25 protein-coding genes and 1 tRNA gene are annotated in these 26,887 nt (G+C 42.3%); 18 read left to right on the plus strand and 8 right to left on the minus strand.

The window, feature by feature from the left end; translation table 11 throughout:
- Positions 1-268: 268 nt before the first annotated feature.
- Complete coding sequence (locus tag RTP55_RS09715) at positions 269-2,362, plus strand: catalase (RefSeq protein ID WP_312385812.1); 2,094 nt, start codon at positions 269-271, stop codon at positions 2,360-2,362.
- Positions 2,363-2,419: 57 nt separating this feature from the next.
- On the opposite strand, the gene RTP55_RS09720 is transcribed toward RTP55_RS09715, so the two are convergent.
- Positions 2,420-2,510, minus strand: a tRNA-Ser gene (locus tag RTP55_RS09720).
- Between the two features lie 126 nt (positions 2,511-2,636).
- Between RTP55_RS09720 and RTP55_RS09725 the strand changes: the two genes are divergently transcribed.
- Both RTP55_RS09725 and RTP55_RS09730 read left to right on the plus strand, forming a co-directional pair.
- Positions 2,637-3,572, plus strand: coding sequence for a DNA/RNA non-specific endonuclease (locus RTP55_RS09725; protein WP_312385813.1), 936 nt, complete (start codon positions 2,637-2,639; stop codon positions 3,570-3,572).
- A gap of 200 nt (positions 3,573-3,772) precedes the next feature.
- Entirely contained in the window at positions 3,773-4,204 is a 432-nt protein-coding gene (locus RTP55_RS09730; RefSeq protein ID WP_253852211.1) for a DUF2147 domain-containing protein, read from the plus strand.
- A 144-nt stretch (positions 4,205-4,348) separates the two neighbouring features.
- Here the strand turns inward: RTP55_RS09730 and RTP55_RS09735 are convergent, their stop codons facing one another.
- Together RTP55_RS09735 and RTP55_RS09740 are read right to left on the minus strand one after the other, a co-directional pair.
- A complete protein-coding gene (locus RTP55_RS09735) occupies positions 4,349-5,674 on the minus strand; it encodes an ammonium transporter (protein WP_409418439.1) in 1,326 nt (441 codons plus the stop codon).
- A gap of 122 nt (positions 5,675-5,796) precedes the next feature.
- Positions 5,797-6,135 (minus strand): P-II family nitrogen regulator, encoded by a 339-nt coding sequence (locus tag RTP55_RS09740; protein ID WP_007115809.1) that lies wholly within the window; start codon positions 6,133-6,135, stop codon positions 5,797-5,799.
- Positions 6,136-6,877: 742 nt separating this feature from the next.
- Here RTP55_RS09740 and murD point away from each other — a divergent pair.
- Positions 6,878-8,263: a UDP-N-acetylmuramoyl-L-alanine--D-glutamate ligase gene (murD, locus tag RTP55_RS09745; RefSeq protein ID WP_409418440.1), complete on the plus strand. Its 1,386-nt coding sequence runs from the start codon at positions 6,878-6,880 to the stop codon at positions 8,261-8,263.
- 37 nt (positions 8,264-8,300) lie between these two features.
- Positions 8,301-9,509: a putative lipid II flippase FtsW gene (gene ftsW / locus RTP55_RS09750; RefSeq protein ID WP_203171267.1), complete on the plus strand. Its 1,209-nt coding sequence runs from the start codon at positions 8,301-8,303 to the stop codon at positions 9,507-9,509.
- Here the strand turns inward: ftsW and gluQRS are convergent.
- The 4 genes from gluQRS to RTP55_RS09770 all read right to left on the minus strand — a co-directional run bounded on the left by gluQRS (position 9,506) and on the right by RTP55_RS09770 (position 12,577).
- Positions 9,506-10,468 carry a tRNA glutamyl-Q(34) synthetase GluQRS gene (gene gluQRS / locus RTP55_RS09755; protein ID WP_312385816.1) on the minus strand — a complete coding sequence of 321 codons (963 nt, stop codon included), beginning with the start codon at positions 10,466-10,468 and terminating at the stop codon, positions 9,506-9,508. The genes ftsW and gluQRS overlap by 4 nt on opposite strands.
- Positions 10,461-10,898, minus strand: coding sequence for an RNA polymerase-binding protein DksA (gene dksA, locus RTP55_RS09760; RefSeq protein WP_007115815.1), 438 nt, complete (start codon positions 10,896-10,898; stop codon positions 10,461-10,463). The genes gluQRS and dksA overlap by 8 nt, the downstream gene beginning before the upstream one ends.
- A 225-nt stretch (positions 10,899-11,123) precedes the next feature.
- A complete protein-coding gene (locus RTP55_RS09765) occupies positions 11,124-11,951 on the minus strand; it encodes a metallophosphoesterase (protein WP_312385817.1) in 828 nt (275 codons plus the stop codon).
- 167 nt (positions 11,952-12,118) lie between these two features.
- Positions 12,119-12,577, minus strand: coding sequence for a Fur family transcriptional regulator (locus tag RTP55_RS09770; protein ID WP_312385818.1), 459 nt, complete (start codon positions 12,575-12,577; stop codon positions 12,119-12,121).
- Between the two features lie 339 nt (positions 12,578-12,916).
- Between RTP55_RS09770 and RTP55_RS09775 the strand changes: the two genes are divergently transcribed.
- From RTP55_RS09775 to RTP55_RS09830, 12 genes are all read left to right on the plus strand, one after another.
- Positions 12,917-13,318, plus strand: a complete 402-nt coding sequence (locus tag RTP55_RS09775; RefSeq protein ID WP_309596455.1) for an ATP synthase subunit I — start codon at positions 12,917-12,919, stop codon at positions 13,316-13,318.
- A 467-nt stretch (positions 13,319-13,785) separates the two neighbouring features.
- Positions 13,786-14,661, plus strand: coding sequence for a F0F1 ATP synthase subunit A (gene atpB, locus RTP55_RS09780; protein ID WP_219300284.1), 876 nt, complete (start codon positions 13,786-13,788; stop codon positions 14,659-14,661).
- A 27-nt stretch (positions 14,662-14,688) separates the two neighbouring features.
- The gene (atpE, locus tag RTP55_RS09785; protein WP_007115820.1) at positions 14,689-14,931 is read left to right on the plus strand and encodes a F0F1 ATP synthase subunit C; all 243 of its coding nucleotides are present in this window, start codon (positions 14,689-14,691) and stop codon (positions 14,929-14,931) included.
- Between the two features lie 79 nt (positions 14,932-15,010).
- On the plus strand, positions 15,011-15,481 hold the full coding sequence (locus RTP55_RS09790) for a F0F1 ATP synthase subunit B (RefSeq protein ID WP_036594652.1): 471 nt from the start codon (positions 15,011-15,013) through the stop codon (positions 15,479-15,481).
- A gap of 25 nt (positions 15,482-15,506) precedes the next feature.
- Positions 15,507-16,109 carry a F0F1 ATP synthase subunit delta gene (locus RTP55_RS09795; protein ID WP_076775457.1) on the plus strand — a complete coding sequence of 201 codons (603 nt, stop codon included), beginning with the start codon at positions 15,507-15,509 and terminating at the stop codon, positions 16,107-16,109.
- A 47-nt stretch (positions 16,110-16,156) separates the two neighbouring features.
- Entirely contained in the window at positions 16,157-17,701 is a 1,545-nt protein-coding gene (atpA, locus tag RTP55_RS09800; RefSeq protein ID WP_007115823.1) for a F0F1 ATP synthase subunit alpha, read from the plus strand.
- Positions 17,702-17,842: 141 nt separating this feature from the next.
- The gene (atpG, locus tag RTP55_RS09805) at positions 17,843-18,721 is read left to right on the plus strand and encodes a F0F1 ATP synthase subunit gamma (RefSeq protein WP_007115824.1); all 879 of its coding nucleotides are present in this window, start codon (positions 17,843-17,845) and stop codon (positions 18,719-18,721) included.
- Between the two features lie 25 nt (positions 18,722-18,746).
- Positions 18,747-20,147 (plus strand): F0F1 ATP synthase subunit beta, encoded by a 1,401-nt coding sequence (gene atpD / locus RTP55_RS09810; RefSeq protein WP_007115825.1) that lies wholly within the window; start codon positions 18,747-18,749, stop codon positions 20,145-20,147.
- An 81-nt stretch (positions 20,148-20,228) separates the two neighbouring features.
- On the plus strand, positions 20,229-20,645 hold the full coding sequence (locus tag RTP55_RS09815; protein WP_007115826.1) for a F0F1 ATP synthase subunit epsilon: 417 nt from the start codon (positions 20,229-20,231) through the stop codon (positions 20,643-20,645).
- A gap of 386 nt (positions 20,646-21,031) precedes the next feature.
- Complete coding sequence (locus RTP55_RS09820; protein ID WP_007115827.1) at positions 21,032-21,739, plus strand: response regulator; 708 nt, start codon at positions 21,032-21,034, stop codon at positions 21,737-21,739.
- 213 nt (positions 21,740-21,952) lie between these two features.
- Positions 21,953-23,647 carry an ATP-binding protein gene (locus RTP55_RS09825; protein ID WP_312385823.1) on the plus strand — a complete coding sequence of 565 codons (1,695 nt, stop codon included), beginning with the start codon at positions 21,953-21,955 and terminating at the stop codon, positions 23,645-23,647.
- Positions 23,648-23,774: 127 nt separating this feature from the next.
- Positions 23,775-23,954, plus strand: coding sequence for a hypothetical protein (locus RTP55_RS09830; protein ID WP_159373956.1), 180 nt, complete (start codon positions 23,775-23,777; stop codon positions 23,952-23,954).
- A 95-nt stretch (positions 23,955-24,049) separates the two neighbouring features.
- Here the strand turns inward: RTP55_RS09830 and RTP55_RS09835 are convergent, their stop codons facing one another.
- Positions 24,050-25,426, minus strand: coding sequence for an ATP-binding protein (locus tag RTP55_RS09835; RefSeq protein WP_203171273.1), 1,377 nt, complete (start codon positions 25,424-25,426; stop codon positions 24,050-24,052).
- Positions 25,427-25,530: 104 nt separating this feature from the next.
- Between RTP55_RS09835 and RTP55_RS09840 the strand changes: the two genes are divergently transcribed.
- Positions 25,531-26,853: a valine--pyruvate transaminase gene (locus RTP55_RS09840; protein WP_312385826.1), complete on the plus strand. Its 1,323-nt coding sequence runs from the start codon at positions 25,531-25,533 to the stop codon at positions 26,851-26,853.
- Positions 26,854-26,887 lie beyond the last annotated feature (34 nt).

Raw genomic sequence — 26,887 nt, forward strand, 5'->3', positions numbered from 1 at the left:
TCAGCTCCCTATTCCAAATCACCCTCTTTATTCGTTTAAAGGGGGTGTTTTTTTGTCAAAATAACATGCAGTATTAAGATGTTAATTTTATTCTTTTTATATATGCTGCATTAATAACCTACTTGTTACATAGCTTTACGCATTTTCACACTGTAAATTTTTGAATCCTATATACTAATTACATCAATGTCGATCCTTTTTTAACCTTAGGCGAACATTTGATGTTTTCTAAAAAATTACAAATATAATTAAATATCTAGGATAAAAAATGACACAAAAGCCCGTTAAACCAGAGCCAAATATGAATATTCAGCAAGGCAATGCTGGTGAAACTCATCAGCAGGCTGATAATAATTCAACCAATTTGACTACGCAGCAAGGTATTGTTATTGCAGATAATCAGAATTCGCTAAAGGCAGGTCGCCGGGGTCCTGCATTGCTGGAAGATTTTATTTTACGTGAGAAAATTACCCATTTTGACCATGAACGTATTCCTGAGCGTGTTGTACATGCTCGTGGTACGGCAGCCCATGGTTATTTTGAATTAACCAAATCATTAGAGCAATTTACCACAGCTAAGGTATTAACAGAGGTGGGCAAGCAAATCCCATTATTTGCTCGTTTTTCAACGGTAGCCGGTGGTGCGGGATCGATTGATACACCGCGTGATATTCGCGGTTTTGCCGTCAAAATTTATACTAAAGAGGGAAACTGGGATTTAGTAGGTAATAATACCCCAGTATTCTTTATTCAAGATGCTATTAAATTCCCAGATTTAGTGCATGCTGTCAAGATGGAACCGGATCGTGGTTTTCCACAAGCTGCCTCAGCGCATGATACTTTTTATGATTTTATTTCATTGAGCCCAGAAACATTGCACAATTACTTGTGGGCAATGAGCGATCGCGGCATTCCACGCAGCTTGCGTACGATTGAAGGCTTCGGTATTCATAGTTATCGCTTTATTAATGCCCAAGGTGAAAGCACGTTTGTACGTTTTCACTGGCGTCCACGTCTTGAACTGCAATCGCATGTTTGGGATGAAGCGGTGAAAGTGGCAGGTGCTGACCCTGATTATCATCGTCGTGACTTATTTGAAGCATTACAACAAGGTGATGAGGTTATTTGGGATTTTGCTGTTCAGTTGTTCACCCAAGAAAAAGCGGATGAATTCGCTTTTGACCATCTAGATGCTACTAAACTTATTCCAGAAGAATTGGTACCACTCAAAGTAGTTGGTAAGATGGTATTAAACCGTTATCCCGATAACTTCTTTGCTGAGACAGAGCAAGTGGCTTTCTGTCCAGCAAACATCGTACCCGGTATCGACTTTAGTAATGACCCCTTACTACAAGGTCGTTTATTTAGTTATCTTGATACCCAGCTGTCGCGTTTAGGTTCACCAAATTTTGCGCAGTTGCCAATTAATGCACCAAAATGCCCATTCCATAATATGCAGCGTGATGGTCATATGCAGATGCAAATTCCTAAAGGTCGGGTCGCTTATGAACCACAAAGTTTGGAACCAGAAAAACCACGTGAAAATCCCGCAGTAGGCTTTAAATCATTTGCTGAGGATTTAAGCCAAGGCAATGATACCGTTAAAGGTCGTATCCGTGCAGAAAGCTTCGCAGACTTTTATAGTCAACCACGTATGTTCTATCGTAGTCAAACCCCCATTGAGCAGGCGCACATTGCTTCAGCGATTGTGTTTGAGCTTTCAAAAGTTGAGACACCCTATATCCGTGAACGCATGGTTGCGCAGTTGTTAACGGTTGATGAAACATTGGGTAAACGCGTGGCCGATGGGTTAGGGATGAAACCAGTGCCGAAACCGATTGAGCCGGCTGTTCCGGTGCAAGATTTGCCATTATCGCCAGCTTTACAGTTGATTGGCAAAGCTAAACCAACGCTTGAAGGTCGTAAAGTTGCTATTTTAGTCGCAGATGATTCAAATGCAGAAATGCTTGAAAAATATAAAGCGGCGATTACCGCAGCCAAGGCAACACCCTTTATAGTAGCGCCAAAAATTAGTATTACGTTAAACAATGGTGAAACCATTGCTGCTGACGGTCAATTGGCGGGTTCTCCTTCTGTCTTGTTTGATGCAATCGTTAGTATCATTATGCCAGAGCAAGCGAAAAAATTAGCCAAAGTGAGTGAAGCGATTGCGTGGTTTAAAGACGCGCACGCCCATCTAAAAGCGATTGCTTATTGCGGTGCGACGGATGAATTTATTCTAATTCCTCAGCACATTGAGAAAGATGCCAGTGTGGTGGCTTTAAAGGAAATAGATACCTTTATTGAGAAGGCCAAATCGCGTGAATGGGATCGTGAGCCTAATGTGCGTGATTTAGCATAACTCATCAACCCCGCAACAAAAAAGCTAGCTTAATAATAAGCTAGCTTTTTATTTATTTGGCGGAAACGGAGGGATTCGAACCCTCGATACGCTATTAACGTATACACACTTTCCAGGCGTGCGCTTTCGACCACTCAGCCACGTTTCCAATCGAGTTGCAATTCCAAAATATAGGTAATCGCAAAACGGACGCCTATTTTACCCAAAATAATGCCAAATGTCATGTATAATTAATCAATTTTCATCGATGGCTAGAGTTGGTAAGTTATAGCGTATGAGTTGTCATCAGCGTTTTTCCCACAAATCACTGTCACAGATGCTAGTAGTGATAGCTTTATCCTTATTGCCCTTATGGGCACATTCAAGCACCGCTTTAGATTATCGCAAACAGCACCTCAATCAATGCGGCAATACCTATGCTAACCAACAAAGTCCGCAGCCACTCTCGAATCAACCACTTGAGATTTATTATCTATGTCTAAATGGCTTTGCTGTGGGCTATTCGTCACTCAGTAAAACCGCTTTGTGGTCAGCGGAGTATTTGACGCGAGCGCGTATTGAAAAAGCGAGTGAACTAGCTAGGGTTGATAATTTTCACGAGGAAAGTCAGCTGCCTAATCGGGTTAAAGGCTATTTAGCTGATTATCGTAACGTACCTTATGATCGTGGGCATCTAGCGCCGAATGCAGATATGAGTACGCTTGAGTCACAATATGACAGTTTTAGCCTTGCCAACATTGTACCGCAAAATCCTGTTAATAATCGTAGCACTTGGCGAGACATTGAGTCCCGTACCCGTTATCTAGCAATCAAACACAACCGTATCTACGTGGTGACAGGGGTGGCTTTTATCAGTAATCGGGTTAAGAAAATTAATAACAATATATTAGTACCTAGTCATCTGTATAAAGCGATTTATATTCCAAGTCTACAACAAGCAGGGGTGTATTTTGTCCCTAATGATGATAGTCAGCGAGTGGAAATCATTAGTCTGGATGAACTTGCGGTAAGAATAGGCGTGGATGCCATGCCAGGGTTGTCAGGGAAGGTACAAAAAACGGCAATGTCGCTGCCTATCGATGACTATTCGAGCGCTACAAAAAACAAAAACACGCCAAAATCAGAACCTGATAACCAGCAAATTTTATTAGTCTTAGTTAATTTAGTCTTGACCATTTTTGAATGGATAATCAGCCTATTTAAATCCTAAAAATGGTAATTATACACAAATGACTGATTAGTCAGTTTACGCTTTTGGGATTTTTTCAAAAAATAATTACTTAAAAATCAGTAACTTAAAATTAAAAAAATGGATAATTTTACCCTGTAAGGATGTAGAAAACTATTAGCAACTTTTGTGTATCAAAAAATATCTTTACCTCAAAACCATTTTGGCTATAATGATTGTCAATGGCACTGCATCTCACTTCCCTTACTTTTTTGCAGTGCGCTACAGAAGGAACTGTTATGAAAATTTCTCTTAAATCAATCAGCGTTGGTGTTGCTCTTTCTACTTTAAGTGTTGCTGCTATGGCTGCCGATCCAATCGTGGGTACCTGGCAAACTTATGAAGACAATCAACCAAAAGCGCAAGTTCAAATCTCACAAACAGGTGCTACTTTCACCGGTAAAATCGTTGCGGGCAATACTGAAAAAGCAAAATCTTTTGTTGGTAAAACTGTGTTAACAGGCGTTAAAGCAGCGGGTAATGGCAAATATTCAGGTAAAGCCAAAGACCCACGTTGGGGCTTTGGGTTAGGTGCAGATATTTCATTAAGCGGTTCAACCTTGACTTTATCTGTTCCAGTCAAAGGCAGCCAAACTTGGAAAAAAATTAAATAATCGCTACTGATTTGAAATCTCAAAAAAGCTAGATATCACTATCTAGCTTTTTTATCTGTCCAATCGCAAGTTTTGTAGATTCTTTTAGTATAATTATATAAAAAAATAGGCTGATTGAATCAGCCTATGTTTACTATTCTTTGTCTATTCAATACGTTCGCCATGTACGGCTAAATCAAGACCGGTGTATTCATCTTCATCAGTGACACGTAAGCCCATGGTTAATTGAATCACTTTGGCAATAATGAAAGTCACAATCGCGCAGTAGATGATAACCGCAAACACGCCTTCTAACTGTACCCACACTTGACCCATAGTCGATAAAGCCAGTGGTTTGCCAGTGATAGCAGGACTCACAAAGACACCTGTCAATATGGCGCCGACGATACCACCAACGCCATGCAATCCAAACGCATCCAAGCTATCATCGATTTTTAACAGCCGTTTCAGATAGTTGACTGCATAAAAGCAAACCAATGAGGTGATGATACCAATCGCTAATGCGCCTGCTACAGTCACAAAACCTGCCGCTGGGGTGATACCGACTAGACCTGCTACTGCGCCTGATGCACCGCCCAATACAGAGGCTTTACCACGCACTAATTTTTCAATGGCAAACCAAGTCAATGCCCCTGCCGCTGCCGCTACTTGCGTGACGAGTAGCGCATTACCTGCCAATGCATTTGCCGCCAACGCACTACCGCCATTGAAGCCAAACCAACCTACCCAAATCAAACCCGTACCAATTAAGGTTAAAGCCAAGTTTGAAGGTGCCATTGGGTCACGGTTATAGCCATTGCGTTTACCTAAAACAGCCGCTAACACAATACCTGCTACACCGGCATTAATGTGCACGACCGTACCGCCTGCAAAGTCTAGCGCACCATCTGCCATTAACCAGCCGCCGCCCCAAACCCAGTGGCAAATCGGTGCATACACCAATAATACCCAAAGCGCAGTAAACACCATGAAGCTACTAAATTTGATACGTTCAGCAATCGAGCCTGCTAAGATTGCCACAGTGATAATGGCAAAGGTCATTTGAAAAGTGACAAATAACAGGGTGGGCACGGTACCCGTTAAATCACCCAGCCCGATATTAGCTAATAATGCATTATCAAAACCGCCAATAAATTGATTAAAATCGCTGCTACCAAACGCCAGTGAATAACCCAACACAATCCAAACAATAGATACTAACGCTGTGGCACCATAACTGTGCGCCATCGTCCCTAAAATATTCTTTTTGCGTACCATGCCTGAGTAAAACAACGCCAACCCTGGAATAGTCATTAGGAGCACTAATGCGGTAGAAATTAATACCCAAGCGGTGTCGCCTGCATTTAGCGTAGGCGTGTCAGCAGCATGAGCCCCCAATGGAGATAACAACAATAATGATAAAATTGATTTAGTAGATACTAGTGGCTGTGAAAATTTGGCAAAAGCTGCCCTTGTAATGACGGCATTCATCGTAACCCCCTTAAAATTATTTGAGATAGTCGTTAAGCGGCTTGATAAGTCTGCGTTAATGTTTAAAGGATGGTCGACTTTAAAATTTAACAAGCGCTGCGGCAACGACAGTCATGATAGTGTTAGATAGCATTAGCGCCCGTTTCGCCAGTACGGATACGAATCACTTGTTCTAATGGTGATACAAAGATTTTGCCATCACCGATTTTGCCCGTGCTAGCCACGCGAGTGATAGCTTCAATCGCTGCATCAACCATTTCGTCAGTCACTGCAATTTCTAACTTAACCTTCGGTAAGAAATCAACCACATACTCAGCGCCACGATACAATTCAGTATGACCTTTTTGACGGCCAAAACCTTTTACTTCGGTAACAGTGATACCTTGCACACCAATCTCAGAGAGTGACTCACGTACATCATCTAGTTTGAACGGTTTTAAGATAGCCGTAATTAATTTCATAATAATTTCCTTTTAAGTGCCGCTTATGGTTGGGTTAGTTACTATCTGCTGCAGTGGCTTAATAACGGTTAACCATAAACAGCATTCGTATAGCGTGTTGAAAATGGTAGTTTCGATAATTCAAAAGCTATGCCAACTTTCATAAATGTCCTATTTTTAAGGGGGTAAAAAATACAACGTATTGAAAATAAAGCAAAAACTTTTTTGTGGTTTCAATGCGACCATCACACAGAAAGCTTAATTTTATTATAACCAAAAAATAAAAATTCCTCTAATGTAAATCAGTTATTGCACCAAAAAGGTTATTTGGGTGCCATTAACGATTTTGTAGATAATTTTTAGAATTATTTTAATAATTAGCGATAAAAACAAAATAATTGCACCAAAAAAGTGCATTTTACTGACTAAAATCGTTAAATTTGTTGGGTAATACAGATAAAAAGTATATCTTCATCGCAAAAATCGCAGCATTTAAATCGTCTTTTATTGCGGCCCCCACAAAACATGAAAACTCACATTTAATCGCAAAACTTTTTGTCATAAAATGGTATGATAGAAAACGTTTTTAGCTTATGCGGAAAGTATTGTTATTGCCTTAGTTAGCGGTACCCTTATTTAAGTGCTACAAGTTTAAGTATTATAAGTTTAAGTGTTACAAGGAATTCTCGTGAGCCAAATCTCAGCCACTCAATCAGCCGTTTCAGCTGCTTCAACCAACCAAAGCATGCAATCAGCATCGAGCATGATTCAACGTGGCAATGGATTACAAGTGGTGGTTGGACTTGGCAAATCAGGCTTGTCGGCAGTCAACTATTTACACGCGCTTGGCTACCCCGTAGCTGTCACCGATGCAGGTCTGCCCAAACTTGCCGAGCATTTGCCAACCGATATAGTGACCAAGTTTGGCGCATTAGATGGCGAGCTGTTGGCAGTGGCAGATCGCATTATTATCAGTCCTGGTATCGACCCTTATTTGCCAGTGTTTGATGGCGCACGTGCGAAAAAAATCGCGATTGTCAGTGATATTCAATTGTTCCATGAAGTAGCTAAACAGCGAGATATTCCGATTATTGCGATTACCGGCTCTAATGCCAAAAGCACCGTCACCACCCTAGTTGGCGAGATGGTCAAAAATGCGGGGTTAAAAGTCGGTGTCGGTGGTAACTTGGGAACGCCCGCGCTTGATTTGCTACTTGAGCCCATACAGATGGCGGTGCTTGAGTTATCCAGCTTTCAACTACAGACCACCACCAATTTGGCCGCTAAAGTAGCCACCGTGCTTAACATGTCGCCTGACCATCTAGATCGCCATGGCAATATGCTCGGCTATCACCAAGCCAAACACCGAATATTCCAAGGCGTGCAATCCATTGTGGTCAACCGCGAGGACTTGCTTAGTCGCCCGTTGGTAGCCGATGATATGCCCACCATTAGCTTTGGTAGTAATGCATCGGATATGAATCAGTACGGATTGATAAAAGATAGCGATGGTGAAATCTGGCTAGCACGGGGTCGCGAGCGGTTACTCAATGAAAAAGACGTGCCGATCAAAGGCGAACATAACTTGATGAATGCGCTGTCAGCCTTAGCAATTGGCGAGCTCGCAGGTCTGCCGTTAGAGAGTATGTTAACGACATTGAAAAACTTTGTCGGGCTGCCCCATCGCTGTGAATTTATCACGACCACCCATCAGCTTGATTGTTTTGACGACTCCAAAGGCACCAACATTGGCTCGACCATCGCGGCAATTTTGGGGTTAGGTAAAGTATATGCACCCAAAGGCAAAAAACTCGCTGTGATTTTGGGTGGGCAAGGTAAAGGTCAAAACTTTGCTGAACTGGCAAAACCCCTGATGGATTATGCGCAAGTGGTGTACTTTATCGGTGAAGATGCCGATAAAATCGCGGCTGATTTGGCATCAGCCGGTTTAGATGCTCACAATCCTGCAGGGATTGTGTTAACCAAATGCCAAACCCTGGAACAAGCGGTCAAGCAAGCTTGGCAAGACCAGCCAACATTCCCCGCTTTAGGCGTATTATTGCTATCACCTGCTTGTGCAAGTTTTGATCAGTTTAGTGGCTATGTGGAACGTGGACAAGTTTTTCAACGCTTAGTCAAACCCCAATAATCATTCGCTAGTGTATTTTTAATATTTAGGTTGTGTTATGCCCGCGCCCCATTCGACTTCTTCGTCACTTTCTTCATCCCTCTCAGCTAACATCGCTTCTACTAAGAAAAGCCGGCAGTGGATTCCGCCCATCAATTCGGTGCTATTGACCACGGTGGCAACCATTATGGTATTTAGTCTGTTGATGGTGGCGTCCGCATCAATACCTTTTGCACAAACCAAAAAACTGGGTGATTTTTACTTTTTTTATCACCAACTGGCGTATATGGGAATCGGTGCAGTTCTTGGTTTACTGGTATATTTTATCCCGCTTCGCAAGACGTTTCGCTTAGATTTTATTATGTATGCGCTGCTGGCTTGTCTTTTGCTGATTATTTATACCCTAATCGGTGGGTCAGTGATTAACGGCAGTAAACGCTGGATTGAATTGGGTGGTATCAACTTTCAGCCCTCTGAATTGGCAAAATTGTTGATGATTTTGTACACCTCAGATTATCTGGTGCGCCGATCAGAAGAGATTCGCAACCATTGGAAAGGCTTTTTGCGGCTAACACTGATAGCCATGGGGCTGATCTTATTTATCATGTTGCAGCCTGACTTCGGCTCGGTGGTGATTATTGCGACCTGTATTGCGGCGATGATTTTTGTCGGTGGCTTACCCATGCGCCAGTTTTTCATCATCATGGGCGCCATGTTTTTGGCAGGCACCATGGCGATTATGGGGGCAAGTTACCGACTAAAACGGGTAACCTCGTTTTTAGATCCGTTTGATGACTTAAAAAATAGTGACTATCAGCTAGGTCGCAGTATTGTAGCCTTTGCCCGCGGTGAGTGGTTTGGTGTCGGCTATGGGGAAAGTATCCAAAAACTCTCCCATTTACCGGAGGCGCATACCGACTTTTTACTAGCGATTACCGGTGAAGAGTTAGGCTTAGTGGGTGTGTCGTTTTTACTGGTGTTACAAATTATTTTGGTCACTACGGTTATGCGCATTAGCTACCAAGCGCTAGCACGGCACCAAACACGCTTAAGCTATTTTGCGTTTGGGGTTGGTATTTTGTTCTTTGGGCAAATTTTCGTCAACGCCGGCATGACCATGGGCATGCTACCTACCAAAGGGTTGACTATGCCATTTTTTAGCTATGGGGGTTCTTCTATGGTGGTTAATCTCATTATCGTCGGATTGTTGATGCGAATTATCAAAGAAAGCCCAACGATTCCTGCCAATCAATGTCGTTATTATTAACAGGTTGCCAAAAGATTTTGTAAGCTATCGACTTTAATACGCTGTTTGCCTTGCAGCGGCGTATGATTCCATTGGCAAACCGCCTGCTCGAGCATGGTGGTTGGTTTATCCATATCAACCGGTGGCTGTTGTAATAATTGCAGTGCGGTCTTAATAAGTTGGGGTGCGGGGTAGAATTGAATCGGCTCTGCAAGCGTTTGTTTAGACAGCTTTTGCCCTTGTGCATTCACCAAAATGGGTAAGTGATAGTAGTGTTGGTTAGGGGGAAATTTTAAATAATCCGCGATGACCATTTGCGGTATCGTCAATGGTAATATATCCAGACCTCGCACGATTTGATTGACACTCTGTTGCGCGTCATCAATTACTACCGCAAGCATATAATTAATCATGCCTTTGCTGGCGGTTGGCGTATTTGAGAAAGACCGCCCAATACGCCGCCTTCTGACCACAATATCACCCTGTTCTCGTTGCGGATTGCCTGAAATCACCCCTTGCAGCTGATCGAAAAAAAGCATTGGGTTATCTGGCATCACTAAGCGAATGGCATGATCGCGTGATAGCCGCTTATGGACACAGATTCTAGGATAGGTGTATTGGGTGTTGGGATGGGCGAGTTGATAAGTTTGCAGGGATTTACGACTGCAATCACAGCCATAACTTAAAGCTTTTAGCTTCTCATCCAATAACGCGTGATATGTGTCTAGGTGTTGCGACTGGTAGCGAATGTTACCATCCCAGTGCAAACCTAATCGCTCCAAATCTGCTAAAATCAAATTGCTAAATCTTGGATGACAGCGCTCAGTATCAGTATCTTCAATGCGTACCAGCCACTTGCCTTGCGCTTGCTTGGCGATACAGTAACTGGCAATAGCCGTCACCAGTGACCCCAAATGCAAAGCTCCCGTCGGAGAGGGAGCAAAGCGTCCAATAACAGGAGACGGTGATAAATTAAGCATGACCCCATGCTTGTTTTTCTTTAATCTCTGATAAGGTTTTGCAATCGATACATTGGGTTGCCGTTGGACGGGCTTCTAAACGACGCACACCAATCTCCACACCGCAAGTCTCACAAAAACCGTAATCGCCACTGTCAATCTCGGCAATCGATTTATCAATCTTGCGAATCAGTTTACGCTCACGGTCACGCGTGCGCAGTGCCAACGCAAACTCTTCTTCTTGGGTGGCGCGGTCATTAATATCAGGCATTGCCGTTGATTCATCTTGAATATAAGATTTGGTTGATTCAGCTTCGCTAATTAACTGCTCTTTCCAATCTAATAAAATTTTTCTAAAATGCGCAAGTTGTGCGTCATTCATATATTCTTCTTCAGCCGCTGGCTGATATGGGGTAAAGCTTAATTCACGTTCATTTTGGGCAGATGCCATAGCTAATTCCTTTAAAAACCGATAGTGATACAATTTTAAGTTTACAATTTCATTACGAGTTCAGCACTTAAGCCAATGACATCGCGTTATTAACGCTTTAAACACTGCAATTCGCCAGTATATGAAATCAAACTAAAATAAACGCTAAAACCTTAATAAACAAGCTAACCAAACTTTCACGACATTAAGTTTATGAACATAAGTTCAACAACCATGAAAAATTAGTCAGATAGTATCTGTTCTTTTGATACCAGTTGCAAGTAACCCATTGTTATATAAATTTATCCAACGTAAACCAGGCGCAATTTCGTCAATGGTATAGTCTTTACACAAGGGCTTAAACTGTAGACTGGTCGATGGGCAGCCGAATACCGATGTCCCGTAGTTAATCTTATGCATTTCTTGGTGAATATGACCGACAAATATAGCTTTAATGCGGTCTAGATACGGCATTACGACTTCCCAAAAACGTTCCGCATTGATTAAGGTGTATTTATCAAGCCATGTTGAATCGATTAAGACCATCGGATGATGACAAAAAATTGCACAAGGGCGACTGGCGTTCGCTAACTGTTGCGCCAGCCACCGCAATGTCTGCTCGTCAATTTTGCCATGACTGTGTCCCTCACAAGAGGAGTCTAATAACAATAAGTCCCAATAATCGGTGGCAATACTATAGCATTTTTGCAGGCGAGTATCTGCTTTGACTGGCAAATGACGGCGCTGGGCAAAAGGTAGATGATTATCCAGCTCTAGGGTCACATCATGATTGCCCGGGATAGCTACAAAAGGAATATTGATGTCGTCTAAGGCTGCAAATAAACGGTCATAATTTTGTGGGGTGGGTTCATGACATAAATCCCCTGTCAGTACCAATAAATCAACATCATTGCGCTGTTGTCGGACCAAGGATAATACCGACTCAAATGTGTCTGTGGTATTAACGCCATTCATTAACTTATTAGGGTCATTAAAAAGATGCAGATCACTTAATTCAATGATTGAAAAGTAATCAGCGTGGTGTTGTGATATCGAACTTGGCAGTAACGTCACTCAGTTATCCTTAGAATAATGACGGTAATCGTGGCAGTATAACTTTATCAAACAACGGTTAATTAAATAAGGCATGTTTTATATCACAAATGCTCATAATTGACAAACACAATAGCAAAATAATTGTTGGCATAGTCTCATTCTAAGCATTCAATAAAAAAAGGTGACTATTGGCAGCGCTGACAAACACCTGAAAGCTCAATAATGCTTGACTGAGTGGCAAAATTGGTCGACTGATCAACTTCAGTTAGCATGGTTTGGATAGATGGGTGGCTAAACTCTTGTACCTCGCCACAGCATCGACAGACCAAAAAAGCGGCAACATGGCGATCGGTGGGCTGAGAGCAAGCAAAAAATGCCTTACTGGAATTTAATTGGTGAACCAAGCCATGCCTGAGCAAAAACTCCAAACTACGATATACAGTTGGCGGTGCGACGACTTTTTCGCTCGCTGATTGCAGTAAATCCAATAATTCATACGCCCCAATGGGCTGCGCGGCAAGTAAAATCAAACGATACACTTGCTCTCGCAGCGCAGTAAAACGTAAACCTTGCGCTTGGCAATCTTGTTTTATCTGAGCAATCTGTGCTTCAACCTGCTCAGGCGTCATTTGTGGCATAGACATAGATAGGTGGCGACAATTTACGTCGTAACTATTGGTTGATTGACTATGGGCTGATTGAATAGAATTTCCAGCTGATTGTATAGAAGGTTGGGGCATATCAATAAAATCATCAATAACTATCAAATTACTTTAGCATGAAAACCGCATAATTTGTCTGAGAAATTAGCGATTCAGCTATAAAACTACCCGTCAATATAACAAGTCTAACAATACACTATTCATAATGACTGGCGATTAACATCAGCATAGATAAAACAACCTTTAGCCAAATTTTTAATCAAGATTCTGCTATACTACTTTTATCATTCCTGCCCATAATCAGCTAGCCGTTATTTTGCTATGTCAAAACCTGCCAAGCCATTTGACCCACAGTCTATCCAACAATCTATCAACAAGCAGTCGTGGCTGATACTTGGGCTGGTTGCTATCGGTGTTGCGTTGGATGTTTGGCAAGGCAATAGCCAGTATACCGTGAGTAAAAATTTGCTAGCCGGTAGTGTGTTAGGGTGGGTGAGCCAAATCATCTTTGCTAAAATTTCCTTGAGCAAATCGGGCTATCAGCAGCGTCGTCAAATTGTTCATCGTTTTTATCAAGCGCATATGGCAAAGTGGGTGTTGACCATTATTGGATTTGCACTGATTTTTCTGCTGTTAAAACCGCTAAATGCCATTGCGGTATTCGCGGGCTACTTAATTTTGCAAATGAGTTACCTCATTATCACTTACCGAAATCCTTGGTAAAAAAAGGCCTTTTACATTTATCTCGTAATCCTGGAAATAACCTAAACTAAATCACAAATAAATCTATTTAATCCTTTACAAAAAGGTAACAGTTGAATTAATATAGTGAAAATTTTTTGAAGGTGCGATTGCTCAGCGCTAATTGGCTAAAAAGAATTAGTTTTCAAGCAATTGCATATATGTTTTACTGATGACCCACTTATTTGAGTCAAGCAAAACACAGTAGGTCGATAGCCTATATTATTACGTTGATAAACAAGTTGTTTATTCACGGTTCATCACCTTAGTTAAGCAGATTGCTTAAACGCCTCGATGTGCCTTTGACGTCATGTTTGCACTTCTCATTGAGTATCATCAGCTCAGTTAGATACGATTATAGTGTTAAGTTACAAATTTTTGTGATTAGACGAAATATCTGACGCTAACTCCCTCTATTATCGGCTCAATATAAAAAAGAAGTTAAGATTATGGCAGAAGCAAACGCAGAAATTACTTCAAATGAGTATATCAATCACCACTTGACAAACTGGACTTTCGGTAATCACCCAACAGAAGGTTGGATAGTTGCCGAAACCAAACAGCAAGCTTCTGAAATGGGTTTCAATGCGATTCATTTAGACTCAATGCTGTGGTCGATTGGTTTAGGGGTGCTTTTTTGTGCCATTTTTTATATGGTGGCAAAAAAAGCAACCTCGGGTGTACCCGGCAAAATGCAAGCTTTTATTGAAATGATTGTGGAGTTTGTTGATAGTAACGTTCGTGATACTTATCATGGCACATCAAAAGTTATTGCGCCATTGGCATTGACAATTTTTGTGTGGATTTTCTTGATGAACTTCATGGATCTTCTGCCAGTTGATTATTTGCCTGTAATTGCACAAAAAATTGGTGGTTTGCTAGGACATAACCCACACCATGTTTACATGAAAGTCGTACCAAGTACTGACCCAAATGTGACGCTTGGTATGTCGTTCTCAGTATTTGCACTGATCATTTTTTATAGTATTAAAGAAAAAGGTTTTGGCGGTTTTATTGGTGAATTAACCCTTCATCCATTTAGCGCAAAAAACCCAATCGCTAAAATCTTATTGATTCCAGTGAACTTTATCCTAGAGTTTGTAACTCTAATCGCAAAACCTATCTCACTTGGCTTACGACTATTCGGTAACATGTATGCAGGTGAATTAATTTTTGTGTTAATCGCCCTTATGCCATTTTGGATTCAATGGGTGTTATCAGTACCGTGGGCAATCTTCCACATTTTAGTAATCACTTTGCAAGCGTTCGTTTTCATGATGCTAACCATTGTCTATCTTAGCCTTGCATCACAAACTGAACATTAATTTCAAAACAGTAATGAGGATACATCAATGACTCTAGAAGGTATGACCGTTCTTGCCGTTGCTTTGCTAATCGGTTTAGGTGCACTAGGCACAGGTATTGGCTTTGCAATCTTAGGTGGCAAATTCTTAGAGGGCGTCGCTCGTCAACCAGAACTAGGTTCACAATTGCAAACTCGTATGTTCATCGTGGCAGGTCTTCTTGACGCCGTACCGATGATCGGTGTTGGTATTGCAATGTTATTGTTATTCGCAAATCCTTTAGCAGGTTAATAGGTACACTATCAGTACAATGTCCACATCATCTTATGTGGACAAGGATTGAAGAAACTTAATTAACGAGGGATTCTAAGTGAATATCAATGCAACCCTAATTGGACAATCGATTGCATTCGCCATCTTCGTGATGTTTTGCATGAAGTTTGTGTGGCCGCCTTTGGTTGCTGCTATTTCGGATCGCCAACGTAAAATCGCAGATGGCCTAAATGCTGCCGAAAAAGCCAAAGCAGACTTAGCAACTGCATCACAAGCTGCAGAGCAAGAGCTTATCGCAGCAAAAGCAAAAGCCGCTTCACTCATTGACCAAGCGAACAAAAGCGCCAATCAAATGATTGAAGATGCCAGAGTGCAAGCACAAGTGGAAGGCGAACGTATTCGTCAACAAGCGCGTGAAGCAATTGATCAAGAAATTAATAAAGCCCGTGAAGGTTTACGCGCGCAGGTTGCAGAACTTGCCGTACTCGGTGCCGAAAAAATCTTACAAGAAAAGGTCAATCCAGAAACTCATGCCAATATGTTAAACCAATTGGCAGCCAAGTTATAAGTAGCAACCGTACAGTGAGGATATGATGGCTGATTTATCAACCTTAGCAAGACCCTATGCAAAAGCAGCATTTGATTATGCTAAAGAGCATCACGCTGTCAATGAGTGGCAAGATTACTTAAACGTGATGAATGCCATCGTTAGTGATAAAGCATTTGCCGATTATATCAATAATCCAGCAGTTGCTGCACAAGCTAAAGTCGCTACTTTAAAAGACCTTTATAACCAAAGTTCACCTGAAGATAGCAATACCGTGTTTAAAACTTTAAGCACCGCTATTGAGGGTGGGGCACAAGCAGATTCCAATGCTTTTGTTAATTTTTTGACGCAACTTGCAGAGCAAGATCGTTTGGCATTATTACCCAGTATCAATGAGCGTTTTGGTTTATTAAAAGCCGCTGATGCAAAAGAAGTTCATGCGTATGTCACGTCGGCATATCCATTAACGCAAGTGCAAGAGCAACTCATTGAACACCGACTTGCCACCTCCCTAGGCGCTAAGGTCGTACTACATGTCAATGTAGACCCTGCCCTAATTGCAGGTGTGACGATTAAGGTCGGTGACAAAGTAATCGATGACTCTGTACGTGGCAAATTAAAACAGTTAAAAACACAGCTGACGGCATAAATTTCAACAAAATTGATTCTAGTCAGTAAAATTTAAGGAACAGTGCAATGCAACAATTGAATCCAGCGGAAATCAGTAATCTGATTAAGCAGCGAATTCAAGACCTGACTGCGGGTGCCACAGCAAAGAACGAAGGCACTATTGTCATGGTATCTGACGGTATCGTACAGATTCATGGTCTTGAAGATGCCATGTACGGCGAAATGATTGAGTTTGAAGGTGGCGTATATGGTATGGCGCTAAACCTTGAACAAGACTCAGTCGGCGCGGTTGTTCTAGGTGAATACTTAAACCTCCAAGAAGGACAAAAAGCTTACTGTACTGGTCGTATTTTAGAAGTACCAGTTGGACCCGAGCTTTTAGGTCGTGTGGTAGATGCACTGGGTAATCCTATCGATGGTAAAGGCCCAATTAACGCCAAGTTGACGGATAAAGTTGAAAAAATCGCCCCAGGCGTTATCGACCGTCAGTCAGTTGATGAGCCAGTAATGACAGGTTATAAAGCCGTTGATACCATGATTCCAATCGGACGTGGTCAACGTGAGCTTATCATTGGTGACCGCCAAACTGGTAAAACAGCCATGGCAATCGATGCGATCATCGCGCAGAAACACTCGGGCATTAAATGTGTGTACGTAGCCGTTGGTCAAAAACGTTCAACCATCGCAAACGTGGTACGTAAACTAGAAGAAACAGGCGCACTAGCTTATACAACGGTTGTGGTTGCATCTGCTTCTGAACCTGCAGCGCTGCAGTACATCGCGCCATACTCTGGTTGTACTATGGGTGAATACTTCCGGGACCGCGGTGAAGATGCACTTATCATTTATGATGACTTATCAAAACAAGCCGTAGCCTATCGTCAAATTTCATTGCTTTTACGTCGTCCACCAGGACGTGAAGCTTACCCAGGTGACGTATTCTACCTTCACTCACGCCTATTAGAGCGCGCTTCACGCGTAAACGCTGAGTATGTAGAAAAATTCACCAACGGTGCTGTAACAGGTAAAACAGGTTCATTAACTGCCTTGCCAATTATCGAAACCCAAGCAGGTGACGTATCAGCATTCGTACCAACCAACGTGATTTCAATCACTGACGGCCAGATCTTCCTAGAGTCAAGCTTGTTTAACTCAGGTATCCGTCCAGCGGTGAATGCGGGTATTTCAGTTTCTCGTGTGGGTGGTGCAGCGCAAACTAAAATCATCAAAAAATTGTCAGGTGGTATCCGTACCGCATTGGCACAGTATCGTGAATTGGCAGCTTTTGCACAGTTTGCTTCTGACTTAGATGACGCGACCCGTAAACAGCTTGACCATGGTCAACGTGTGACTGAATTGATGAAACAAAATCAATACGCACCAATGAGCATCGCTGAACAAGCTGCGGTAATTTATGCTTCTAACGAAGGCTATCTAGCTGATGTCCCAGTGAACAAAGTGGGTGCATTTGAAGCAGGTTTGTTACGTTACCTACGTGACCAACATGGTGATTTTATGGCAGACATTGATAACACTGCCAACTATAATGATGATATCGCAAACCAATTCAAATCAGCGATTGAAAACTATAAGCAAAATCACTCTTTCTAAGATTTAGTGAAATTTTAGAACTGCATTGTCATAGAATAAATGAACAAAGGGGTTATGATTACTTTGTTCATTTTTCCAAATTTCGTCCATGTTATATCAATGGGCGTGGACTGAAACTAAACATGGCTGTATGGATTATTTATGGCAAGTTTAAAAGAAATTCGAGCAAAAGTTGCTAGTATTAAAAGTACCCAGAAAATTACTCGTGCCATGCAAATGGTTGCAGCGAGTAAGATGCGACGTGCCCAAGAACGTATGCAACTAGGTCGTCCTTATGCTGATAGCATGCGTCGAGTGGTTTCTCATCTAGTTAAAGCTTCACCAGACTACAAACATCCTTATCTAGTGCCTCGTGCGGTTAATCGTGTTGGCTATATTGTAGTCAGTTCTGACCGTGGTCTTGCAGGTGGTTTGAATATCAACTTATTCAAAAAATTGATGCAGCATGTCAAACAACAAAAAAGCCAATCGGTTGAAACGCGCTTTGCGGTGATTGGTCAAAAAGGCGTGAGCTTCTTTAAAACATTCGGTGGTACGGTGATTGCTGCGGAAGCTCACTATGGTGATAACCCAAGCTTTGAGCAACTTAGTGTGCCAGTTCAAGTAATGCTTGATGCGTATAATCGTGGCGAAATTGATGAGATTTACATGGTATATAACGAATTTGTGAATGCCATGACCCAAAATCCCAGTGTGCAACGCTTAGTACCGATTGCGGCTGAGTCTTTGGTTGATGAAACGATGGCAAATCGTGAACACAGCTGGGATTACATCTATGAGCCAACTACCAAAGAGCTGCTTGATGGTTTGATGGGACGTTATGTTGAATCAATCGTCTATCAAGGTGTGGTAGAAAATATTGCTTCTGAACAGTCTGCACGTATGGTTGCTATGAAAGCAGCAACGGATAACGCAGGTAACTTAATTAACGAATTACAATTGGTTTACAACAAGCTGCGTCAAGCGGCGATTACCCGAGAAATTTCGGAAATCGTTGGCGGTGCTGCTGCTGTTTCATAATTGACCTACATTCAAGGAGAGCGTAATGAGTAGCGGTCGTATTGTACAGATTATTGGCGCGGTTATTGACGTTGAATTTGACCGTCAAAGCGTACCAAGAATTTATGATGCCTTAAAAGTTGAAGGCACAGAAACTACATTAGAAGTACAACAACAATTGGGTGATGGTATCGTACGTACTATTGCCATGGGTTCTACTGAAGGTCTAAAACGTGGTTTACCAGTTAGCAATACTGGCGCACCAATCTCTGTACCTGTGGGTAAAGGTACCCTAGGTCGTATCATGGACGTTTTAGGACGTCCAATTGACGAAGCAGGTCCGGTAGAGCATAGCAACACTTGGGCTATTCACCGTGAAGCGCCAAGCTATGATGAACAATCAAACTCTACTGAACTTTTAGAAACGGGTATTAAAGTAATTGACTTACTATGCCCATTTGCTAAAGGTGGTAAAGTCGGTCTGTTCGGTGGCGCAGGTGTTGGTAAAACCGTTAACATGATGGAACTTATCAATAACATCGCAAAAGCACACTCAGGTTTATCTGTATTTGCTGGTGTAGGTGAGCGTACTCGTGAAGGTAATGACTTCTACCACGAGATGAAAGACTCAAACGTACTTGATAAAGTTGCGATGGTGTATGGTCAGATGAATGAGCCACCAGGAAACCGTTTACGTGTTGCCTTGACAGGTTTGACCATGGCGGAATACTTCCGTGACGAAAAAGATGAAAACGGTAAAGGTCGTGACGTATTATTGTTCGTTGACAATATTTATCGTTATACACTAGCGGGTACCGAAGTATCAGCATTGTTAGGTCGTATGCCATCTGCGGTAGGGTATCAGCCAACACTTGCAGAAGAGATGGGTGTATTACAAGAACGTATTACTTCAACCCAATCAGGTTCTATTACTTCTGTTCAAGCAGTATATGTTCCTGCCGATGACTTGACTGACCCATCACCTGCGACAACATTTGCTCACTTAGATGCAACAGTGGTATTGAGCCGTGATATTGCCTCACAAGGTATTTATCCAGCGGTTGACCCACTCGACTCAACGTCGCGTCAGTTAGACCCACTAGTCATTGGTGAAGAGCACTATGCTGTTGCTCGTGGTGTCCAAGAAGTGTTACAACGCTTTAAAGAGTTGAAAGACATTATTGCGATTTTGGGTATGGACGAATTATCAGAAGATGATAAATTAGTGGTATACCGTGCACGTAAAATCCAACGTTTCTTGTCACAACCTTTCCACGTTGCAGAGGTATTCACTGGCTCACCAGGGAAATACGTACCAATCCGTGAAACCATTCAAAGCTTTAAAGCAATCTTGAATGGTGAGTATGATGACTTGCCAGAACAAGCATTCTACATGAAAGGTGGTATTGAAGAAGTGGTTGCTGCAGCAGAAAAACTACGCGGCTAATTTCTCAATCAAACCCTGTTAGTTTAAAATAAAGTAACAGGGTTTTATCAACCTAATTTTGCAATACCATAGGAGAGAACTGTGGCAACTTTACAATGTAATGTCGTCAGTGCGAAAGAAACTATCTACTCTGGTGAGATTAGTATGTTAATTGCTACTGGGGTAGAAGGTGAAGTCGGTATTTTGCCAGGACATATTCCTTTTATTACGCTATTAAAGCCGGGCACCATGCAGATCAAAACCAGCAATGGCAATGATGAAATGGTGTATGTATCAGGTGGTGTTTTAGAAGTACAACCGCATTTAGTGACGGTATTGGCAGATACAGCAGTACGTGCAAATGACTTAGATGAAGCCAAAATTTTGGAAGCACGTCGTCATGCAGAACAAAGCTTGCAAAATCAAAAAGCCGATATCGACACCTCTGCGGCTTTGGCAGCATTGGCAGAATCTTTGGCACAATTGCAAACCTTACAAAAATTCAAAAACCGTGCCTAATTTTGATGGTACTATGTTTAAAGACAGTGGCTATGACCACTGTTTTTTTTATGGGTGCTTAAAGATATAAATGCTTAAAAAAAGAGCGATTAAAATTTTACTAATTATCTTTTAAACCAAAGCTAGCAAAAAATTTTTATCAGTTATTGAATAGATAACCTTATATCGTATGCTTTTGCATCTTATTATATGTGGTATTTATACTTTTTTTATGTTTAGTTACGTTTTAACAATATTAAATTGGCTATTTTTTCGCTAAATTAATTCAATTATATTGTAGTAGTACAGGTAATGCGTAAACTTTCATTACCTATTGCTGATAGATAAATAAAGATATATTCTGATATAAGTATTAAGAGTATGTATAAAATTTTTTGGAGGAAATTATGTCAGAAGAAGAGTTGATACCCCGCGTATTGATTGTAGAGGATGATGAGCGTCTTGCAACCTTGACCCAAGATTATTTGCGTAAAAATGGTCTAGATGTGGCAATTGAAACTGATGGTAACCGTGCGATTCGTCGTATCGTGGCTGAGCAGCCTGATATGGTGGTGCTTGATGTGATGTTGCCAGGTAGTGACGGTTTGACGGTATGCCGTGAAGTACGTCCTCATTTTCATAACCCTATCTTAATGCTAACCGCGCGTACCGAAGATATGGACCAAGTATTAGGTCTAGAAATGGGTGCGGATGACTACGTGGCAAAACCCGTTCAGCCGCGTGTGTTATTAGCGCGCATTCGTGCGCTATTGCGCCGCTCTGATACCGCGCCAACTGATGAAGTGCCGCAGCGCCTTGAATTTGGTGATTTGGTTATTGATAACGGCGGTCGTTCGGTTACTTTGAACGATGAGCTTGTTGACTTTACCAGTGCAGAATATGATTTATTGTGGTTGTTGGCATCAAATGCAGGTCGTATCTTATCGCGTGAAGACATTTTTGAACGTCTGCGTGGTATCGAGTATGATGGTCAAGACCGCTCGATTGATGTACGTATTTCTCGTATCCGTCCAAAAATTGGTGATGATCCAGAAAACCCAAAACGTATCAAAACCGTTCGCAGTAAAGGCTATCTGTTTGTCAAAGAAAACTAACATAGTATTGATAAACACAGTATTGAAAAAAGTCAGCATCAGGCTGGCTTTTTTTATCGCTATCACTGGTAACTTTGCTACCTAGCAACTGGTAGATTTAGCACAACAATTTGCTACGTTACTAGACAATCGCTTCATGAATTTTACATTGTAATATTAATTTTGCTAGGTAATAATACGGCTATTATTTTTCGACCTTAACCCTAGATTTTTATGCCACTATTATCGTCCTTAAACCAATCCATCTTTCTGCGGATTTATGCAGGTCTGTTACTTATCTGTTTGTTAGTTGCGTTGTTTGCGCAATTGCTTATCACCACTATCAACGCAGAGCGCGTACAGACTTATCGCGAGGATATGGCATCAGCGGCATTTTATCTCATTGACTCAGGGTTGTCGCGCCAAGTAACGGCGCAAGAGCGTAATTTTTGGCTCTCTGATGTCAGTACCTTATTTGATACTAAGTTTGAAATCGAACCGACCTCAAAAGCGGATTTTAAAACCAGCGAAATTAATCGACTCAACAAACAACAAGCCGTAGTACGTTTTAATGGCGATACCAATACCGCAGAGATTTATCATAAAGTATCGGGTGAGAACAACGTCTTGCATGTCAGCGTCAATAAACTCAATGAGCAACAAATTAAAGGGATAGGCGTGTTGCTGCTCGATGATTTGTCTTACTATCGCACCTTGGCAGAAAAACAGCAACGCTTGCAACAAATTCAAAAATTTTTCCCTTTTAAGCTCACCTTGCAATCCGTTAATAAACTGCAACTTGATACCGACCAAAAAGCGCGACTGTATCGCAAAGATATCGTGATTATGTTCCGTGACAATACCAGTGTAGAGAATTCATCGATTCGGGTACTAGCGCCGACTGAACTCCAAGATACTGTGGTGGATTTGGGACCCATTCCACTGTTTAACTGGTTTCCGCTTAATCTGATTATTAGTATCACGCTCATTAGTATGTTCTTAATCAGTCTAGGGGTGTATGCGCTGATTTTCCCATTAGAGCGTAAACTGCAGCTCATTCAAAGCGGTATCACCAAAGTGCGCGAAGGTAAGCTCAATACCAAAGTAAAAGTCGTGGGCGAAGATGAAATTGCCCATCTAGCGGCAACCTTTAATAGTATGACTGAGCACATCCGCCGTTTGATTGAATCGCAGCGCGAGTTGACTCGTGCAGTATCCCATGAGCTGCGTACCCCAGTAGCACGTATTCGCTTTGCTGTGGATATGCTGGCTGATACTGATGATTATGACGATCGGATGAGTCAGCGTGATTATATCGACCAAGATATCGAATCGCTCAATGGCTTGATTGATGAAATTTTGACCTATGCCAAGCTTGAAGAAGGCTCACCTAAAATGGACTGGGAAGATGTCGATTTGCAAGAACTCGTTTCGCAGATTGTCCGCGAGACCAATGCGCTTGGTAAACCTGTCACCGTCAAAGTAGGTAAGGTGCAAAAAGGTGCGTTTGCACAAGCCGATAGACGCTATTTACACCGCGTGTTGCAAAACTTGGCAGGTAATGCCACCCGGTATGCCGAAAGCACTATTATCATCTCAGCCGGCTTAGAAAAAAACGAAGCTTTTATCAGTGTGGAAGATGATGGACAGGGTATTCCAGAAAAAGACCGTGAAAAAGTCTTTATCCCGTTTGCGCGTCTGGATGATAGTCGTACCCGTGCCTCGGGTGGTTATGGTCTCGGCTTATCAATCGTGTCTCGAATTGCGTTTTGGTTTAATGGTCGCATGTCAGTGGATGAAAGCCCTACCTTGGGTGGGGCGCGATTTATCATGACTTGGCCGAAAAGCCAGCTAGCGTCAAGTATTGAAGCCGATGAAATTACCCAAAAAAGTAGCGAGAAAAAATACACGCAAGTGCAAGGGTCATAAGCTCGTTACCAGTGATGCTTGCAAATTTGCTCAGACTGGGCTAAATTTTAGTGAGTAACTCAATGGTTTAGCGAAATTTGCGCACATCAATTAACCGATGAGCGAAATCATCACAAGCGAGGATGGCATGCGTTACTTATTTTTAGCCTTGGTGGCACTCAACATGGCGGTTTTTGGTTATTATAGTTTTTTGCGCAAACCTACTGAAAGCCAGTCCGTCTCACAGGCGCGTGCAGCATTGGTTCACCCTGTCACAGCCACCAATGTGTCAAATGAATTACCCCCCATGATTGGTACTAAAAAGTAAAAATGGCTACCTTAACCAAAGTTATCAAAACCAAAGTTACTAAAGAATCATGGTTAGCCTAACCTATTAAGTAACCAATTAGTCTTCTGTCAGCTTTATTCTATAATCGGAATATTCACCACCACTTCTAAGCCGCCGCCATTGGGCTGATTACGAGCGATGACGCTACCATTGTGCAGGTGAGTAATGCGGCTTACAATCGCAAGCCCAAGCCCACTCCCTTGCGTGGTACGTGCCGTTTCGCCCCGCTCAAACGGCTGCATAATCCGCTCAAGCTGATCTTCGGCAACGCCTTGCCCTTCATCGCTAACTTTAATGGTTAAGTATTTTTGTCTAGAGGTTATCTCTGGCGTTAGGGTTTCATCGGTGACCACTTGCTCAGTAGGCTGTAGATCATCATCAATGCCAATCTCAATATGAATCGGCGGCTGACCATAGCGACAAGCATTATTGACCAAATTAACAATGAGACGTTTGATGGATAAGGGTCGTAATGGCACACTAGGCAAATCGTCTTGGATATCGATAATAAATGGGGTAGGGGCAAACTGCACCACAATCTCGTTAATGATGGGACGCATATTGGTCAATCGTACCGCTTCATCTGAGCCATCTTTCATAAATGAAATAAACTGCTCCAAAATCGCGTCCATGTCCTCAATATCATACACCAACCCTTCCCGCAAAAACTCATCGGGTAGCATCTCAGCTGTGAGTCGCATCCGCGTCAGTGGCGTGCGCAAATCATGGGAAATACCAGCGAGCATAATATTGCGTTCTTTTTGGGTTTGGATCAGGTTATGAAACAGTCGGTTAAATGCCAAATTCACCTGACGAATCTCTGTTGAGCCTTCATTGGTCGCCAAATTGTTGGCGTGCCCAAGGGTGATGTAATCAATTGCCACTTTTTGTAGGCGTTTGAGCGGGCGATTTAATTGTCTTACCAAAAACAAAATAGTCAGCAACGTGGCAAGCGGGATCCCCAATAAGAAAAAATAAATCGACGTTGGGCTATATTTGGCATAAAACTTGACAGGCTCTTGCAGCCAAACATCCGGATGCGCACTGTCTTGAATATACAAAATCGGCACGGGTTTGAATTTAAAATTGACCGATACAGGACGCTGCATCACGGTTTCCATCTGTGTTGCCATCCGCTGGGTAAAATAATCTACCAAGGTTTTTTCTTGAAAAGAAGGTATCTGTTGTGGGTCAGTAATCACGTTAATATGCGAGGCATCAATAATCCAATTTTTAAGCTCGGGATTGTTTTTAAAATCTTTATCCGCTTTATCAATCATCAACAGCTGATTGGCAAGATAAGTTGCATGGTTTTGTAGCTCTGGTAAATACAGACTGCGCCAAAAAAACCACAGCGACAACGCCACGCTCACCAGTACCATCAACATCACCATCAAGGTGGTTTGCCAAGTGTGGCTATAGCCTTTAAGTTTGGGTAAATGCGGTTTCATGCTGGGGTATCCTGATGGTGGCTGTACAGCTAAGTCAAAACGGGCAACGGCACTGGCATCCTGTTATAATACGCAGATAGCTTGGCAAAATTAAAGGGGCAATCATGCAGTTTTCAAAGTTTGGTGAAAAGTTTACCAAAAACAGCGGTATTTTGCAGTTAATGGATGATTTGGGCAACGCGCTTAACAGTGAGCAACCGATTAATATGCTCGGCGGTGGCAATCCAGCACGTATTGATAAAGTTAACCAAACCTATTGGTCGGTGTTTAAAACCTTAGCTAAAGGTGATATGGGCTCAATGGCCATCGAAAATATCGGAAACTATTCAACGCCGCAGGGCGATGCCAAGTTTATTGCCGCATTGGTAGATTTTTTTAATCGCCATTATGATTGGGGACTTACCACAGACAATATCGCCCTGACCAATGGCTCACAAAACGCATTTTTTTATTTATTTAACTTGTTTGGTGGGCAGTTTGACGATCAAGCACAAGGCAGCATTGATAAAAAAATTCTATTACCACTTGCTCCAGAATATGTGGGTTATGCCGATGCCCATGTGGATGGGCAGCATTTTATCGCAGTGCCACCCAGCATCGAATTTGTGCAACATCAAGGTGAAGACGGCTTTTTTAAATACCGAGTCGATTTTGATACGCTAGAAAATTTGGCTGAATTGCACGACGGTGAAATTGGGGCAATTTGCTGCTCACGCCCCACCAACCCAACAGGCAACGTGCTGACCGATGACGAAATGGCGCGCCTTGAAGCAATTGCTAAGCGTTTTGATATCCCACTGATTATTGACAATGCGTATGGGATGCCATTCCCCAATATCATCTATAGCCAAGCCACGCTCAATTGGAATGAGCAAATTATTTTGTGCTTTAGCTTATCAAAAATCGGTTTGCCTGGGGTGCGTACAGGGGTTGTGGTCGCCAATCCGCAGGTGGTCAAAGCGATTAGCAGCCTAAATGCGATTGTTAATTTAGCGCCGACCCGTCTTGGCGCGGCGATTGCTACGCCACTGCTACAAGATGACCGGCTAAAAGATTTGTCAGACAATCATATTCGTCCGTTTTATCAAGGACAAGCCAAATTAGCGGTGCAGCTGCTAAAACAAGAACTGGGCGACTTGCCAAGCCCCTATAACAATGCGATGAAAATCCACAAGCCTGAAGGCGCGATTTTCTTGTGGGTATGGTTTAAAGATTTGCCGATAACCACGGTTGAGCTGTATGAGCGACTAAAAGCCAAAGGCACGCTGATTATCCCAAGCGAGCATTTCTTTGTGGGCGTGGATACCGAGAACTTTAGGCATGCCCATGAGTGTATCCGCTTAAGCATCGCCCAAGATGATGATACCTTGAAAAAAGGGATTACTACGATTGGGAAAGTGGTGAGGGCGGTTTATGCCAACCAGTAAAAACAAGCAATAAAAAAGGGCATACATCGCGCCC

The organism is Moraxella sp. CTOTU47579 (assembly GCF_032004885.1).
In the GTDB taxonomy this organism is placed as follows: domain Bacteria; phylum Pseudomonadota; class Gammaproteobacteria; order Pseudomonadales; family Moraxellaceae; genus Faucicola; species Faucicola tetraodonis.

Coding starts and splice junctions, on each gene's coding strand:
- RTP55_RS09715 (WP_312385812.1), top strand. CDS start 269: ATGACACAAAAGCCCGTTAAACCAGAGCCAAATATGAATATTCAGCAA.
- RTP55_RS09725 (WP_312385813.1), top strand. CDS start 2,637: ATGAGTTGTCATCAGCGTTTTTCCCACAAATCACTGTCACAGATGCTA.
- RTP55_RS09730 (WP_253852211.1), top strand. CDS start 3,773: ATGGCACTGCATCTCACTTCCCTTACTTTTTTGCAGTGCGCTACAGAA.
- RTP55_RS09735 (WP_409418439.1), bottom strand. CDS start 5,674: ATGAATGCCGTCATTACAAGGGCAGCTTTTGCCAAATTTTCACAGCCA.
- RTP55_RS09740 (WP_007115809.1), bottom strand. CDS start 6,135: ATGAAATTAATTACGGCTATCTTAAAACCGTTCAAACTAGATGATGTA.
- murD (WP_409418440.1), top strand. CDS start 6,878: ATGATTCAACGTGGCAATGGATTACAAGTGGTGGTTGGACTTGGCAAA.
- ftsW (WP_203171267.1), top strand. CDS start 8,301: ATGCCCGCGCCCCATTCGACTTCTTCGTCACTTTCTTCATCCCTCTCA.
- gluQRS (WP_312385816.1), bottom strand. CDS start 10,468: ATGCTTAATTTATCACCGTCTCCTGTTATTGGACGCTTTGCTCCCTCT.
- dksA (WP_007115815.1), bottom strand. CDS start 10,898: ATGGCATCTGCCCAAAATGAACGTGAATTAAGCTTTACCCCATATCAG.
- RTP55_RS09770 (WP_312385818.1), bottom strand. CDS start 12,577: ATGTCTATGCCACAAATGACGCCTGAGCAGGTTGAAGCACAGATTGCT.
- RTP55_RS09775 (WP_309596455.1), top strand. CDS start 12,917: ATGTCAAAACCTGCCAAGCCATTTGACCCACAGTCTATCCAACAATCT.
- atpB (WP_219300284.1), top strand. CDS start 13,786: ATGGCAGAAGCAAACGCAGAAATTACTTCAAATGAGTATATCAATCAC.
- atpE (WP_007115820.1), top strand. CDS start 14,689: ATGACTCTAGAAGGTATGACCGTTCTTGCCGTTGCTTTGCTAATCGGT.
- RTP55_RS09795 (WP_076775457.1), top strand. CDS start 15,507: ATGGCTGATTTATCAACCTTAGCAAGACCCTATGCAAAAGCAGCATTT.
- atpA (WP_007115823.1), top strand. CDS start 16,157: ATGCAACAATTGAATCCAGCGGAAATCAGTAATCTGATTAAGCAGCGA.
- atpG (WP_007115824.1), top strand. CDS start 17,843: ATGGCAAGTTTAAAAGAAATTCGAGCAAAAGTTGCTAGTATTAAAAGT.
- atpD (WP_007115825.1), top strand. CDS start 18,747: ATGAGTAGCGGTCGTATTGTACAGATTATTGGCGCGGTTATTGACGTT.
- RTP55_RS09820 (WP_007115827.1), top strand. CDS start 21,032: ATGTCAGAAGAAGAGTTGATACCCCGCGTATTGATTGTAGAGGATGAT.
- RTP55_RS09825 (WP_312385823.1), top strand. CDS start 21,953: ATGCCACTATTATCGTCCTTAAACCAATCCATCTTTCTGCGGATTTAT.
- RTP55_RS09830 (WP_159373956.1), top strand. CDS start 23,775: ATGCGTTACTTATTTTTAGCCTTGGTGGCACTCAACATGGCGGTTTTT.
- RTP55_RS09835 (WP_203171273.1), bottom strand. CDS start 25,426: ATGAAACCGCATTTACCCAAACTTAAAGGCTATAGCCACACTTGGCAA.
- RTP55_RS09840 (WP_312385826.1), top strand. CDS start 25,531: ATGCAGTTTTCAAAGTTTGGTGAAAAGTTTACCAAAAACAGCGGTATT.